This window comes from Swaminathania salitolerans, assembly GCF_007988945.1.
GTDB lineage: Bacteria > Pseudomonadota > Alphaproteobacteria > Acetobacterales > Acetobacteraceae > Swaminathania > Swaminathania salitolerans.
This window is the reverse complement of record NZ_BJVC01000001.1, coordinates 321622-336526: the sequence shown is the minus strand read 5'-3', so window position 1 is coordinate 336526 and position 14905 is coordinate 321622. Positions and strand designations below refer to the sequence as shown.

Below are 14905 nucleotides of genomic sequence, written 5' to 3'. Positions count from 1 at the left end.
TGCTCGTTTATACATCAGATGTGGATCGCGACGCCGTTATCCTGTCGCACAGCTGCAGCCCGGATTGCGCCGTGACGGTGCGTCGCCACGCACCATAACAGAGACCCGACCGTCGTCTGTTCAGCCCGCAGCCTCACTGTCAGCATCATGCGCCTGCTCCGAGCGCTGAGCCTGATCTGAACGACCGTTCTTGTGGATGGTTTTCGGAAAGAGACCGTGAACGGGACAGCCGTTCAGACGGCCGCGCAGCCCGGAGGAGAAAGGATAGGCGGCGCGGCGCGCGCGCATGATATTGCCAAGCGGGCGATGCGCCTCGAGCCCCTGCCAGGGTGAGAAACACAGCGCGTCCTCGAGCGAGCGGGCGCGCTCCCGGCTCCAGCTCGTCTGTGGCGGCAATTCGATGGTCGCGACATTCTGGAAAGGGCTGATCGCCTCGCTCCATTCGACGGCGCCATTCTCGATCGGCTGGGCCTCGACGTCGCGGCAGAGCTGCACGCGCAGGCTCCAGCGCCCGCCCTCTGCGGCCATGACCCGGGAGATTGCGTTGCGGATCGCGAAAGGATCGCGATCGATATCGATGGTCGCCCCGGAGAGCCGTCGGAAATTTTCGGAGTCCGGCACGATATCGTATTTGGCCACATGGCGACCGTGACGCAGGGGAACCTGGGAGTGAAACCGGTCGCCAAGGGGGTGGGTCGGCAGGAAACCGCCGAGCGCATCGAGCATCGCGGAGCGATGCCCGAAACGCGCCAGCACACGCTGCACCCTGCGAAGCAGCCGCGAGAGAGCGGCTTTCGCGCCTTCAGCCCGATCCGTCGTCAGGGCCAGCAGGCGTAAGGACTGCAGAAACTGATAGGCCGTCGGTGCGCCGAACGCCGTCCCATTGGCGAACAGGAAATCCTGCACCGCATTCCCCCCGGCGGTTTCGAGCAGCTCTCCCTCGACCCCGTCGATCTTGAGCGCCAGACCGCGCGGCCCTGATACGGCGTCGCGCAGGGGGTCGCCGGGTATGGCGGAAAGACGTGCAACCAGCGGATAGGTGCCGGGTGTCGCAAAGAGCCCCTGCGCCAGTTCGGCAGACAGATCCCGATGCACATGAAGGGAGCCCTCGAGCAAAGCGTGGCTTTTCGCATGTACCCCCCTCTCCGCATGTCCGAGATCGCGATGCGTGGCCGAGACGATCCTGTGAAACTGGGTCAGGATGTCGCGGATGACGCCTTCCTCATCGGCGGCGGGCATCTCGAGGCCCGGATCGTAGAGAACGGGAGGCAGCATGTCGTGTTCCTTCGGTTGCAGCGGGGTGCGCAGCCTTCAACCTCGCCCGGACAACGGAGTTGCAGCCGGACGCACAGTCGGGTCACGCGACCGGTCACACATGACTCAGACCGTGTCCGGCGCCATCTGCGCAAATCCCACCTCGTGAAGGTCCTTGAGAAGCGTCATGTCCAGCGCTTCGAGCCGGGATATGCCGAGCAGGCCCAGATCGCGCAGGATCTCCGTGCGGAGAATCGATACTGCACGATCGAGCCCCGCGGCCCCCGCAAGGGCGCAGGCCTGCAGGAAGGGGCGTCCGATCATCACCGCATCCGCACCGAGCGCCATGGCCTTGAGCACATCGCCGCCCGTGCGAAATCCGCTATCGACCATGACCGTCATGGAGCCGGACGCATGCCTGATCTCTCGCAGGATCTCGAGCGGGGCCACGGTCGTATCGAGCAGCCGCGCCCCGTGATCGGACACGACGATTCCGTCCACGCCGATCGCGGCCGCCTCCCTGGCATCCTCGGGACGCATGATTCCCTTGAGCACGAGCTTGCCGCGCCAGCGGGCCCGGATATGGCGGATATGATCCCAGGTGAAACAGGGCGACCCACCCACGGAAGCGATTTCCCTCGAAAACAGGCCCGGACCGCCCTGCGGCCGGATATTCACGATCCTCGGGTTTCCATCGCGCAGAATGGTCCGCCCCAGCGTGCCGAGCGTCCAGCCGGGACGCCGGAGGCCGCCAAGGGTCGCACGCAGATTGGGACGGATCGGCATCGCATATCCGGCCCGGGTTTCGGGGATACGTTGCGCGGGCACGGGGACGTCGCAAGTGACCAGAAAAACCGTATAGCCCGCATGCGAGACACGGTCGATCATCCCGTCGATCACGCCCCGATCGCTCGGCAGATAAGCGGCAAACCAGGCGCGCGGGTTGACCCTGATGATGTCCTCGAGCGGTGTCAGGGAATTGGCGGAAAGTGCGTAGAACAGCCCGTGACGCTGCGCTGCGGCGGCCTCTATCCTGTCGGCATCGTAGCGCGTCATCGCAGCGCCACCGGTCGGCGCGAAGCCGAAAGGCTGTGCATATCGCTCACCGAAGAGGGTTATCTCTGCCGCGCAGGCACTGACATCGCGCAGCCGATAGGGACGCCACAGAAAACGCTCGAAGATCGCCCGGTTCCGTCTCAGGCTGATCTCGGAACCGGCGCCGTTGCGCACATATTCGAACACGGCTTTTGGAAGATAACGCCGGACGGCCTTTTCGAAATCCGTAAGCAGATAGATATCGCGCAGGCGCCGTCTGGCCGTCATGGACATTAGTTCTTCTCCCGGTTCGGATCATGTCCACGGGGAACGGTTGCCATCGCGGTTTTGCCCGCGCGCGCCATTATCACGATTGCGTGATATTCACCCCCAGAGACCGGAGCGAACGAGAGCGAACCGGCCCGGGATTCCCTTCCCCTCCGGGCCTTCGCGCCCGTCCGGTCCGGATTCTCGCGGGCTTTTTTCATCCCGCCGGACTGAACACCTCCCGGGAGCCCGGCGTTCCCCCGGCACACTGCCACGCGAAATCGATGAATCGGAGCGCCGGAGCCATGTCCATGAATGTCAGCGAGTTCATCTGGAAACGCCTCAGGGAATGGGGGTTGCGGCGCGCCTATGGCTATCCGGGCGACGGCGCAGGCGGGATCGATGTCGCACTCCAGCGCGAGATCGATGCGGGGCGTATCGATTATGTTCAGGTCCGTCATGAGGAGATGGCCGCTTTCATGGCTTCGGCCCATGCGAAATTCACCGGTCAGGTCGGTCTGTGCTTCGCCACCTCCGGTCCCGGTGCCATCCATCTGCTCAACGGATTGTACGACGCGAAGCTCGATCATATGGGCGTCGTCGCCATCATGGGGCAGCAGGCCCGCAGCTGTATCGGCGCGAGCTACCAGCAGGAGGTCGATCTCCAGTCTCTCTGCAAGGACGTCGCCTCGGAGTATGTGGTCACGGTCACCGAGCCTACCCAGATCCGTCATGCGATCGATCGGGCCGTGCGCATCGCCCGTGACAAGCGCGCACCGACCGTCGTGATCGTCCCCAACGATCTGCAGGAGCTTCCCTACAAGGAGGCTCCGATCGCGCATGGCTTCACCCATACCGGGATAGGGGAAACCGTTACGAGTTCGGTTCCGGACCGCAAGGGGCTGGAAGAAGCCGCAAGGATCCTGAATGCAGGCCGCAAGGTCGCAATCCTTGCCGGAGCGGGCGCGCTCGAGGCGACGGACGAACTCATCGCCATCGCCGAATGTCTGGGTGCCGGCATCGCCAAGGCGCTGCTCGGAAAGGCCGCCGTTCCGGATGCGCTTCCCTATGTCACCGGGTCGGTAGGATTGCTCGGCACCAAGCCGTCATGGGATCTGATGAAGGAATGCGACACGTTCCTGATGGTCGGATCGTCCTATCCCTATAGCGAGTTCCTGCCGGACCCGGGTCAGGCCCGCGGCGTGCAGATCGATATCGATCCTGCCAATCTCTCCCTGCGCTATCCGATGGATGTCTGCCTCCAGGGCGACAGCGCCGCCACATTGCAGGCGCTTCTGCCGCTGCTCGAACGCAAGACGGATCGCTCCTGGCGCGAGAAGATCGAGCGTGAGGTCGAAACCTGGTGGAAGGTCCTCGAGGCGCGGGCGATGACCGACGCCAATCCGGTCAACCCGCAGCGCGTATTCTGGGAGCTGTCTCCCCGTCTTCCGGACGACGCGATCATCACCGCCGATTCCGGGTCGGTGGCCAACTGGTTTGCCCGCGATCTCAGGATACGCCGCGGCATGAAAGCATCGCTTTCCGGTGGTCTCGCCTCCCTTGGCGCCGGCACGCCCTATGCTGTCGCGGCCAAGATGGCCTATCCAGAGCGCACTGTCATCGCCTGTATGGGAGATGGGGCGATGCAGATGAATGGTCTGAACGTCATGATCACCATCTCCAAATACTGGAAACAATGGGACAATCCCCGCCTCGTCGTGCTCGTCCTCAATAACCGCGATCTCAATCAGGTCACCTGGGAGGAGCGCGTGCAGCTCGGAGAGGGCAAGACGACCGCCACCCAGTCCATCCCGGATTTTCCCTACCACAAATATGCCGAGCTTCTGGGTCTCAAGGGCATTCTCGTCGATCATCCGGATCAGATCGCGTCGGCATGGGACGATGCCCTGCAGGCGGATCGTCCTGTCATACTTGAAGCCCGCACCGATCCCGAGGTTCCGCCTCTCCCGCCACATATCACGCTCGAGCAGGCGAAAGCCTTCCTGTCCTGTCTCAGGACGGAGCCGGATCTGAAGGAGATGATCCGCGGTTCGGCGAAGGAAATGCTGGCGACATTCCTGCCGCACAGGAAGGAGTGAGAAGAGACGAACGAGCGGCCTTTGCCCGGGGATATCAGTTCACCCGGGAGGCCTCTCGCGGTCAGTGCGTCTCGATCAGCAGATACCATGCCTGCGCGCGCGCCGTCAGAGCGATCGCAACAGGATCGGAAGCCTGACCGGGCATGAACGCCAGACCGAACGGCGCGAAAGCGGTAAGGCTGGCCTCCCCGGACGGGACGCCCGAATTCCAGTACGCCGCGCCCTCGCCATACAGGCAGAAAACCGTCATGCCGGCGCGCAAACGAAGCCGATGCTCCGTTGCACAGCGCGACAGGCGCATCGTGACCCTGTTCGCGCCCGCTAGTGCCGCGAGAAGCGCCATCGTATGCTTCACGTCTTCGAGCAGGAAGCCGGGATAGTGCGGCTGCCCCGATAACGAGTCATGCGTCGCATCGATCCGCTCTTTCATCTGAGCGATCGTCCCTGTGCCGACGACGATATCATCGGGAAGCCGGGCGTCACGCATGGCTTCGCTCCAGTGCGCCGGCACGCGCCGCGCCCAGACCACCATGTCGAGATCGAGCCGTGTCAGATCCGCGATTGCCCCGTTCAGTCCGGACGCCCTCACGCGCGGCCCTCGCGCAGTTCCCGGGGCCGGCCAGCTTTCGATTGCAAACATCCCCTATCCTTCCGCTACCGTCCCCCGCGACATGCCGTCCGGGCATGGATCGGTCCCGTCGATCGTCAACAGCACACGCCCCTGGACAGCGCCGTTGCTGGTGGAAAGCGGCGGCGAGCGATGGAGGATTCTCCCGGTTGCCGCCCATTGCGGGTCATGGGTTCCTTTCAGCAGGATGACGGCCTCGCGCGGTGTCTGCCGAACGGTCGCGCCGTCATCGTCGCTCCACTGGACGCCCGGGCCGACATAGGTTCGCAGCAGGCGCAGATCCAGACAATCGATATGGAACCGACAGCACATATCCGACACGACCCGTTCGAGCCGCACACGCAGGATCTCATGGCCCGTGATCGCATTGTAGCGCCGCGCGAGGGCGATCACATCCTGTGCAAGAGGCGCCATGACGCCGCAAAGCGCGTGCGTCACCTCGTGCTCGATTCCGGCAAGGGAGCCACGATAGGAGACACATCCATATCTTCGGGCGAGAAACAGGCGCGCGGCTCGCCTCACCTCCGGAGCGAGCATACACCCGAACACCGAAAGGGCATCCGCCGTAGGGCGGACGCTCTCCAGAGGAACGGAACCGGGCATACGCTGCCGGGTCGGGCATGGAGGGATTGCAAGGGTCGGGCACATGAGGTTATGTTATAACATAACGAGTGCAGCCGCCAGCTCCAATCCCTGTCTCCCATCGCGGAAAAGCCAGGCGCACCGATCCGATAACCGTCCGGAAGCTACGATAGCAGCGCCGGGTTCGGGTTCGGTCCGGTTCAGGCGCTGCCGGGCGACGGTTCGCGGCGACGGCTCGCGACGCCGGTTCAGAGCGCCGTATAGCCCCCATCGACGAAGATCTCCTGACCGTTGATCATCCCCGAGGCGGGAGAAGCGAGATACAGTACAAGATCGGCCACCTCCTCGGGTGTGGCGACACGACCGGCGGGGATCTTCTCCAGAAAGCGGGCCAGCTTGTCGCCCACGCCCCATACGCGCTCGCCCATGGGCGTCCAGACAACGGTGGGACAGACGGCATTCGCCTGGATGTTGTGCGGCCCCCACTCGGCCGTCATGACCTTCGTCAACCCGTTCAGCCCGGCCTTGGAGGCAACATACGCACCGTGTTCCGTCAGGGCGACCTTGCTCGCCATGGAGCTGATATTCACGATCTTGCCGCCACCCTGCGCGATCATGCCCGGGGCCATGGCCCGCGCCATGAGCCATGGGGTCCGGAGGTTGAGGGCGAGAATGGCATCCCATTCCTCGACGCTCTGCTCCGCGAGGGTTTTCGGAATGCTCATCCCGGCATTGTTGACGAGGATCGTGGGGATACCGATCTCGTCCCGCGCCCGCGTCATCACGATTTCTGCCGCCGCGCTGTCGAGAAGATCGGCGGCAACCGCGACACAGCGTCTTCCCCGCGCGGTCACGGTATGCGCGACGTCCTCGAGAAGCGCTTCGTCACGGGCCACGGCGACGATATCGGCACCGGCAGCACTCAGAACGTCGCACAGGGTCACGCCGAGGCCGCGCGAGGCGCCTGTCACGACGGCAATCCTGCCCGAAAGCGAAAAACGATCTTGAACACCGGTCATGTGAAATTGTCCTTGTTCCGGATATGCAGGTCGGCCCGGCGCCTTCCGGGCGGGCGCGTGCGGCGTATCGTCCAGCTCAGAGCGTTATCTGCAGCTTGACATCCTCCGGCCGTCCCTCCGCCGCCCGCTCGAAGGCGGCGACCGCCTCACGAAACGGGAAAGTGGCGGAAATCAGCGGCTTGAGGTCGATACTGCCCGAAGCAATCAGAGCGATCGCCCGGTCATAGACATGCGCGTAGCGGAAGACCGTCTCGATACTGATTTCCCTGGCCTGGGCGGCCACGATATCGAACGCGACCTTGCGGGGCGGCATACCGACAAGAACGAGCCGGCCGCCCGGGCGCGTGCAGGCAAGCGCGTCGTCATAGGCCGTCTCGAAGCCGCTCGCCTCGAAGGTCACATCCACGCCCCAGCCGCTCCCGCAGCGCGCGGCGATCACGTCGGCGGGTTTCTCTTTCGCCAGATCGACAGGCGTGATCCTGTCGTATTGCCCGGCAATCGCGAGCTTGGGTGCGGAAAAATCGCTGATGAAGACCTGGCTTGCGCCGGATGCCAGAGCCGAGAGCGCCGTCACGATGCCGATAGGCCCTGCCCCCGTCACCAGACAGACATCCCCCGGCTGCAGGCGGGCCTTGACGCAGGCATGAACACCAACGGCCAGAGGCTCGACCATCGCTGCTTCGGCGAAGCTGACCGTATCGGGCAGACGGAACGTATAGGCAGCGGGATGCACGACACTGGCCGTCAGACAGCCATGAACAGGCGGCGTCGCCCAGAAGCGCACAGCCGGATCGATGTTATATTGTCCGAGGCGTGCAGCACGGGAGAGCGGATCGGGGATGCCCGGCTCCATGCAGACGCGATCGCCGGGTTTTAGCGTGCACACCGCATCGCCGATCTCGACGATCGTGCCCGACGCCTCGTGACCGAGGACCATGGGTTCACGCACGATGAAAGGTCCGATCGCCCCGTGCTTGTAATAATGGACGTCGCTGCCGCATATGCCGACCGTGTGAATAGCGACCCTTACATCGTTGGGACCGAGCTTGTCCTCGAGCGCGATGTCGCGCAGACGGAGGACTCCCTTTTCCTCGAGAACCAGCGCTTCGGCCATCGTCGTTTTCTCCCCATCCTGAAGATGGTCATAAATAACATCTGTCATGTTATATATAACCAATTTCGGGAAAGGAGGAGAGCGACCGATCACAACATCCGGTGATCGGTCGCTTCGGACCGCACGAAATCACTGCCCCCGGGAAACATCCCGCCATACGGACACCTCCACGCAGAAGCCAGCGGGGAGACACCCGGATCACAACGAGACGGATCGTCCACTGGACTTATCCTTCGGAAATGTCATGCAACCCGGGAGCGCAATCTGATAAGACACCGGCTTTGCGCCGTTACCCGGGGCGCCGTTACCCGGGGCACCGCTACCCGGGGCACCGCTACCCGGGGCACCGCTACCCGGGGCACCGCTACCCGGGGCACCGCTACCCGGGACGTAGCTATACGAGGCGTCGCTATACGAGGAACATACCGACACGATGACTTTCACAACCTGTCTCTTCGTCATGCTGGGTGGCGCGCTCGGCACATTGTCACGCTATCTCGTCACCGTCGCGACCGCGCCGTACAGCCGGATCATGCCATGGGGCACGATCCTGCCCATCAACGCCGTGGGTTCCTTCATCATCGGTTTTTTCGGCACGCTGACCCTCGCCCATGGCCGCTTCCCCGTCTCGGAAAACATGCGCCTCTTCGTCATGGTGGGGTTCTGCGGCGGCTATACGACCTTCTCGTCCTTCAGCCTCCAGAGTCTCGATCTTCTGCGCTCGGGAGCCTGGGGACGCGCCGCGCTGAATATCGTCCTTTCGGCGCTTCTCTGTCTCGGCGCCGTCTCGCTCGGTCATATGACGGCATCGAAACTCAATGGCGGCGCCTTCCAGATCGCCCAGACCGAAACCGAGGAAGACGCCTGAACGGTCGCGGGGCCAACCGCGCGCTCAGGCCGTAGCGGCCTCGAACCGCGCCGTACGTTCGTCGCAGCGATAGATATCGGCCATCGGATAAGGCTGGTGTGCGAGACGGGCGACGGCATCGATGATCGTCATGGCCTTGGCATCGTCCATGAGGGCACTGAAATTGAGACGTGTCCAGCCTGGCTTCTCGATCTCCTGACCGGACAGGATCGCCCGGCGGAGCAGAGCCGACCCCGCCTCGTCGATCGAGAGGAGCCTGTGCGCATAGGGGCCGGCACAGGCGCATCCGCCACGCGCCTGGATACCGTAGCAATCCGAAAGCAGCCGCGTGAAAAGCTGCTGATGGATATAGCCTCCCCTCTGACGGTCCCGGATGCGCATCGAGAAAACAGGCAGGGCCTTGCGCCCTTCGGTCTCGCCGAGCACCTCGATTTCCGGCACGTCGCGCCAGATCGCAAGCGCCATGTGCCGCAGCCTCTCGTGACGTCGGTCCATGAAGTCCTGTCCGATTGCCTCCTTCACCAGAAATGCGAGGGCCGCCCGGATATCGCCGGTCACGTTCGGCGTGCCTGCCTCCTCGCGATCGCTCACATTCGGGGAATAATCCTGCCCCCAGGGCGACACGAAACGCACGGTGCCGCCGCCGGGAAAGCTCGGACGCTCGATGGCAACGGCGTCGTTGCGCACGATCATCACGCCGGATGCGCCCGGCCCGCCAAGGAATTTATGCGGCGAGATCACCACCGCATCCTTGCGCGCCGCGCCATCCGCGCACATGTCGATTTCGAGATACGGGCCGCCTCCGGCATAATCCCATACCGACCGCGCGCCGTGAGCGTTGAGGATCCGCGTGATCCGGTCGACATCGGACACGATGCCGGTGACATTGGATGCTGCAGAGAAGGCGCCGATCACCAGTCTTGCAGGATCGATCCCGCGCAGGATCGCCTCGAGCCGATCCGGATCGGGCCCGCCCTCCGGCCCCTCGGGGAGTTCGATCATCTCTGCGCCGCTTTCCCGCCACGGCAGGATGTTCGAATGATGCTCATAGGGCCCGATGACGACCAGTGGCGTCCGCCCCCGGGCGACCTCGTCGCTCACCCCCAGAAGGGAGACGAGACGGTTGATCCCGCTCGTGGCGCCCGAGCCGGTAAAGACCACGCTATATCCGGACGGAGCATGGCAGAGCCGGGCGATATGCGCCCGTGCGGATGCCCGCAAACGCGTCATCATACGGCCGCAGAACGACGCCTGGGTATGGCTGTTGGCGTAATAGGGCAGAACGGTCTCGAGCATGAAACGCTCCACCTGATGCAAGGCCCTGCCCGAGGCGACGTAATCGGCATAGATCAGGGGATGATCGCCGAACGGCCCCGGCACGACCGCCCCCTCGCCCACGATACCTTCCCGCAATCCTTCGGCACCGCCCTGGTTTCGCAGGGTCTCGGCAAACTGGCTCAGGCAGGTATCGGGATCGAACATCGGGGGTCTCCTTCTCTCGTGGCGGAGACGATAAAACCGGGCTTGTGGAGAAACTTCGCCTTTTTCTGCGTATTTGTCAGTTTTTTCGGGTCATATGATCTGCTTATATCCGTTTCATGGATCATATCGACAAAGCCATCCTGCGCGTCCTGCAGAACGATTCCTCCCTGTCCCAACGCGATCTGGCCGAGCGGGTGGGATTGTCGCAGAATGCGTGCTGGCGTCGCCTTCATGCGCTGAAGACGCAGGGCGTTATTCTGGGCGAGACCATCCGGCTCGATCCGGAAGCGATCGGCCTCGGCCTGACCGTTTTCGTGATGGTGCGCACACGCCATCATTCCAGGGAGTGGCTGGCCCATTTCCGGGAGGTCGTGCTCTCCATGCCCAATATCGTGGATTTCCATCGCCTCGCCGGGGATTACGACTACATGCTCAAGATCGTGGCCAGGGACATGAATGCGTTCGACGCCATCTACCAGTCCCTGATCGGCAGGGTCGAACTCGACACCGTCACCTCCTGTCTCTCCATGGAAGCGATAGCGGACAAGCGCGACCTTCCACTCTGAAATGCAAGGTTTCATGGCCATGCGCCGAACACGCCGATGCAGGTCCGGCGGAGCGCGCATCGGGATATCGAAAAGTTCCCGTTATTTATAGTTCATCATAAATTGAATTTTCCATTCTGAACATGACTGATACCGTCATGCGTTAACTTATAGATTTACCTGAATATTTCACCGGGAATCGATAGATTTTCCCTGTTTTTCATGAATATCGCAGCATGAAGCTGCCAGGAGACGCGCATGGCCTACGCCACGACGAACCCCTATACGGGCGAAACCCTTCGCACCTTCCCCGAAGCGACGGACGAGGAGATTCTCCAGGCGATCGACGACGCCCATGAGGCCTTCCTTTCGTGGCGCGATACGTCCTTTGCCGAACGCGCGGCCGTCATGCGGAAGGCCGGAGCGATATTGCGTGACGAGCGGGATCGCTACGCGAAACTCCTGACCCTCGAAATGGGCAAACTGTTCGAGGAAGCCCGGCTCGAGACGATCCTCTCCGCCGAAATCTTCGAATATTACGCGGAGCACGCCGAACGCCTTCTCGAACCCGAATCCCTGCCGGTCGCGGACCCGGCTGAAGGAGAGGCGACACTCGTCCATCAGCCCCAGGGCATCGTCTTTGCCGTGGAGCCATGGAACTTCCCCTATTACCAGATCGCGCGGATCATCGCGCCCCAGCTCTCTGCCGGAAACACCGTGCTGCTCAAACATGCCTCGAACGTTCCGCAATGCGCGGCGATCTTCGAGACGCTGATGCGTGAAGCCGGTCTGCCCGAAGGCGCATTTCTCAACCTGTATGCTGCGCGCCACCACACGGAGACGATCCTGAATGACCCCCGCGTCTGCGGCGTTGCCCTGACAGGGTCCGAAGGGGCCGGGGCGATCGTCGCCGGGATTGCGGGGAAGGCCCTCAAGAAGGCCACGATGGAACTGGGCGGTGCAGATGCCTTCATCGTGCTTGAGGATGCCGATCTCGAGAAAACCGCAAAATGGGCTGCGTTCGGTCGCCACTGGAATGCCGGTCAGGTCTGCGTCTCCGCAAAACGTCTGATCGTCGTGGACGCAGTCCATGACCGCTTCGTCGCGCTCTACAAGGCGGAAGTGGCCAAGCTGAAGGCGGGCGATCCCATGGATCCGGCGACGACGCTCGCGCCGCTATCCTCGCAGAAGGCTGCCGACGATCTGAGGGCACAGGTCGAGGAAGCGCGCAAGCATGGTGCCGTCGTCGAAACCATAGGCGCGCCGGTGCCGGAGAAGGGGGCCTTCTTCCAGCCGCTGCTCATGACGAATCTGCATGACGGCAACGAGGCGCGTCACTGGGAGTTCTTCGGCCCCGTCACGCAGCTCTATCGCGTGAAAGACGAGGCGGAGGCCATTCGCGTCGCGAACGATTCACCTTTCGGTCTCGGTGGTTCCGTGTTCACGAAAGATACGCGCAGGGGGGTTCGCGTTGCCGAGCGTATCCACACCGGCATGGTATTCGTGAATCACCCGACCATGGTCAAGGCGGATCTCCCCTTCGGAGGGGTCGGACGTTCGGGATATGGTCGCGAACTCATCGGGCTCGGGATCAAGGAATTCGTCAACCACAAGCTGATTGACGTCGTGGATATCGACGCCCCGTTCTGACCGTACCGGGCGGCTTGGCGATCACGGCCGACGGTATCGGTCTGCCGTGATCGCGCCCCCAGCCCTGTGCGGCCGGGGTGGCGCCGCGAACCTGCGCCCGTCTTACGGGCGCGTCGTCACGCGTCCGAAGCGGCTCAGCCAGCGACGGGTGCGGACGGGTCCGACCGGTCGGTAACGAGCTCGAGCAGCAGGACCGAACGACCGGTCACGGTATAGACCTGCCCCTGGGTGAAATGCTCTTCCTCCAGTGCCTCGCCGTCATCGGGGCGATTGGTATCAAGCAGCAGCTTCCAGTCTTCCCCCTCGGCTTTCGGCAGGACGAATTCCACGACGTCATGCCAGCTGTTCAGAACCAGAAGAAGCGTTGCATCGGCGCCTCTGCGCTTGATTCCGCTCGGCTGGGCACGCCCGTCGAGCATCAGGCCGAAGCATTGCGCCTGCCCCCATTCGTCCTGCTGCATCTCCTCGCCATTCGCGCTGATCCAGGTCAGTTCCTTGACCTCCAGCTCGGGATTATAGGCCTCGGTCAGGAAACGGGACCGGCGGAGAATGGGGAATCGGCGGCGCAGCGACAGCAGGCGCCGGGTGAAGCGCGTGAGACTGCGTCCCTCATCGTCGATCTTCCAGTCGACCCAGGAAATCTCGTTGTTCTGGCAATAGGCGTTGTTGTTCCCGTTCTGGGTCCGCCCGAACTCATCCCCTGCGAGGATCATCGGCGTCCCCTGCGAGAAAATCAGGGTGGACAGCATGTTGCGACACTGACGCCAGCGGATGGCATTGATATCCGCGTCGTCCGTCGGCCCCTCGACGCCGTAATTGCACGACCGGTTATCCGACGAGCCGTCGCGCCCGTCCTCGCCATTCGCCTCGTTATGCTTCTCGTTGTACGAGACGCAATCCCTGAGCGTGAAACCGTCATGGGCGGTCACGAAATTGACGCTGGCCCAGGCCTGTCTTCCCGAGTGATTGAACATGTCGGGACTGCCCAGCAGCCTCGGCGCGAGCACATCCGCCTTGGCTTCCCCCCGCCAGAAATCGCGAACCGTGTCGCGGAACTTGTCGTTCCACTCCCCCCAGCCCGGAGGAAAATGACCGACCTGATATCCGCCGGGTCCGATATCCCAGGGTTCGGCAATGAGTTTGAGGTGAGCGAGGGTCGGGTCCTGCCGGCAGATGCGCAGGAAACCCGCCTCGCTGTCGAACCCGTCCTGCTCCCGGGCGAGGATGGTGCCGAGATCGAAGCGGAATCCATCGACCCCCAGTTCGTTCGCCCAGTAGCGAAGACTGTCCACCACGAACTGTATGGGATAGGTCTTGGTGAGATTGAACGTGTTTCCGGTGCCGGTATCGTTGATATAGAACCGCTTGTTGTCCGGCATGAGGCGATAATAGGAGGCGTTGTCGATCCCCTTGAAGGAGAGGGTCGGACCGAGCTCGTTTCCTTCGGCGGTGTGATTATAGACGACGTCCATGATCACCTCGAGACCGACCTCGTGTGCGGCGGCGACCATGCGGCGAAACTCCGAGATCGCGTCATCCTGATCTGCCGCATAACGCGTATCGGGTGCGAAAAACCCGATCGTGTTGTATCCCCAGTAATTCGTCAGCCCCTTGTCGACGAGATATTCGTCCGCAACGAAACTCTGTACGGGCAGAAGCTCGATCGTCGTCACGCCGAGGGATTTGATATATTCGAGAACATGACGGTTCCCGAGTCCTGCATAGGTCCCCCTGAGACGATGCGGAACCCGCGGGTGATTGAGGGTATAACCGCGCACATGGGTCTCATACACGACCGTGTCCGCCCAGCGCGTTTTGAGCGGCCGGAGATTCTGGGCCTTGGGGTCGGTAATGACGCATTTCGGCATGAACGCCGCGCTGTCGTGCTCGTCGAAACTCAGATCCTTGTCGGCATGGCCGATCTGATATCCGAACAGCGCCGGATTCCATTCGATCGACCCGAAATGCTCGCGCGCATAGGGGTCGAGAAGCAGCTTGTTGGCATTGAACCTGTGTCCCGCATCCGGCTCGTAGGGTCCTGAAACGCGGTAGCCGTAGAGCTGTCCGGGACGGATATCGGGTATCCAGCCGTGAAAGATCTGATCGGTATATTCCGGCAGCCGGATCCGTTCGATCTCGCGCTCGCCATCCTGATCGAACAGACAGATATCGACCGCCGTCGCATGGGCGGAGAAGACTGCAAAATTGACGCCTTTACCGTCATAGACAGCGCCGCGCTCAGTCGGCGTTCCCTCTTTGAGGCGTTTTCCGAACGTATTACTCATGAATTTCTTTCCATTCCGAGCCGCTACGCCATCATCGTCATGGGTCGAGCCGGGGCGGCCATTCGCCTAACGTCCAG

General features: G+C 62.7%; 12 protein-coding genes. 4 read left to right on the top strand and 8 right to left on the bottom strand.

What is annotated here, in order from left to right:
* Nucleotides 1–120 precede the first annotated feature (120 nt).
* A complete protein-coding gene (locus SSA02_RS01410; protein ID WP_186807622.1) occupies nt 121–1275 on the bottom strand; it encodes a catalase family protein in 1155 nt (384 codons plus the stop codon).
* A gap of 105 nt (nt 1276–1380) precedes the next feature.
* Nucleotides 1381–2577, bottom strand: a complete 1197-nt coding sequence (locus SSA02_RS01405; RefSeq protein ID WP_186807621.1) for an alpha-hydroxy acid oxidase — start codon at nt 2575–2577, stop codon at nt 1381–1383.
* A gap of 290 nt (nt 2578–2867) precedes the next feature.
* Here SSA02_RS01405 and SSA02_RS01400 point away from each other — a divergent pair, with 290 nt between their 5' ends.
* Entirely contained in the window at nt 2868–4655 is a 1788-nt protein-coding gene (locus SSA02_RS01400; RefSeq protein WP_147092624.1) for a thiamine pyrophosphate-requiring protein, read from the top strand.
* A 61-nt stretch (nt 4656–4716) separates the two neighbouring features.
* Here the strand turns inward: SSA02_RS01400 and SSA02_RS01395 are convergent, their stop codons facing one another.
* From SSA02_RS01395 to SSA02_RS01380, 4 genes are all read right to left on the bottom strand, one after another.
* On the bottom strand, nt 4717–5295 hold the full coding sequence (locus SSA02_RS01395) for a DUF1826 domain-containing protein (RefSeq protein WP_147092137.1): 579 nt from the start codon (nt 5293–5295) through the stop codon (nt 4717–4719).
* Between the two features lie 3 nt (nt 5296–5298).
* Nucleotides 5299–5832 (bottom strand): DUF1826 domain-containing protein, encoded by a 534-nt coding sequence (locus SSA02_RS01390; RefSeq protein WP_186807620.1) that lies wholly within the window; start codon nt 5830–5832, stop codon nt 5299–5301.
* A 281-nt stretch (nt 5833–6113) separates the two neighbouring features.
* The gene (locus SSA02_RS01385; RefSeq protein ID WP_147092135.1) at nt 6114–6884 is read right to left on the bottom strand and encodes an SDR family NAD(P)-dependent oxidoreductase; all 771 of its coding nucleotides are present in this window, start codon (nt 6882–6884) and stop codon (nt 6114–6116) included.
* Nucleotides 6885–6960: 76 nt separating this feature from the next.
* The gene (locus SSA02_RS01380; protein WP_147092623.1) at nt 6961–7998 is read right to left on the bottom strand and encodes an NAD(P)-dependent alcohol dehydrogenase; all 1038 of its coding nucleotides are present in this window, start codon (nt 7996–7998) and stop codon (nt 6961–6963) included.
* Between the two features lie 433 nt (nt 7999–8431).
* Here SSA02_RS01380 and crcB point away from each other — a divergent pair, with 433 nt between their 5' ends.
* A complete protein-coding gene (gene crcB / locus SSA02_RS01370) occupies nt 8432–8866 on the top strand; it encodes a fluoride efflux transporter CrcB (protein ID WP_147092134.1) in 435 nt (144 codons plus the stop codon).
* A gap of 24 nt (nt 8867–8890) precedes the next feature.
* Here the strand turns inward: crcB and SSA02_RS01365 are convergent, their stop codons facing one another.
* On the bottom strand, nt 8891–10348 hold the full coding sequence (locus SSA02_RS01365; protein ID WP_147092133.1) for an aminotransferase class V-fold PLP-dependent enzyme: 1458 nt from the start codon (nt 10346–10348) through the stop codon (nt 8891–8893).
* A gap of 116 nt (nt 10349–10464) precedes the next feature.
* Here SSA02_RS01365 and SSA02_RS01360 point away from each other — a divergent pair, with 116 nt between their 5' ends.
* Both SSA02_RS01360 and SSA02_RS01355 read left to right on the top strand, forming a co-directional pair.
* Nucleotides 10465–10914 carry an Lrp/AsnC family transcriptional regulator gene (locus SSA02_RS01360; RefSeq protein WP_147092132.1) on the top strand — a complete coding sequence of 150 codons (450 nt, stop codon included), beginning with the start codon at nt 10465–10467 and terminating at the stop codon, nt 10912–10914.
* A 237-nt stretch (nt 10915–11151) separates the two neighbouring features.
* Complete coding sequence (locus SSA02_RS01355; protein WP_147092131.1) at nt 11152–12543, top strand: NAD-dependent succinate-semialdehyde dehydrogenase; 1392 nt, start codon at nt 11152–11154, stop codon at nt 12541–12543.
* A 134-nt stretch (nt 12544–12677) separates the two neighbouring features.
* Here the strand turns inward: SSA02_RS01355 and glgX are convergent, their stop codons facing one another.
* Nucleotides 12678–14828 carry a glycogen debranching protein GlgX gene (glgX, locus tag SSA02_RS01350; protein ID WP_147092130.1) on the bottom strand — a complete coding sequence of 717 codons (2151 nt, stop codon included), beginning with the start codon at nt 14826–14828 and terminating at the stop codon, nt 12678–12680.
* Nucleotides 14829–14905 lie beyond the last annotated feature (77 nt).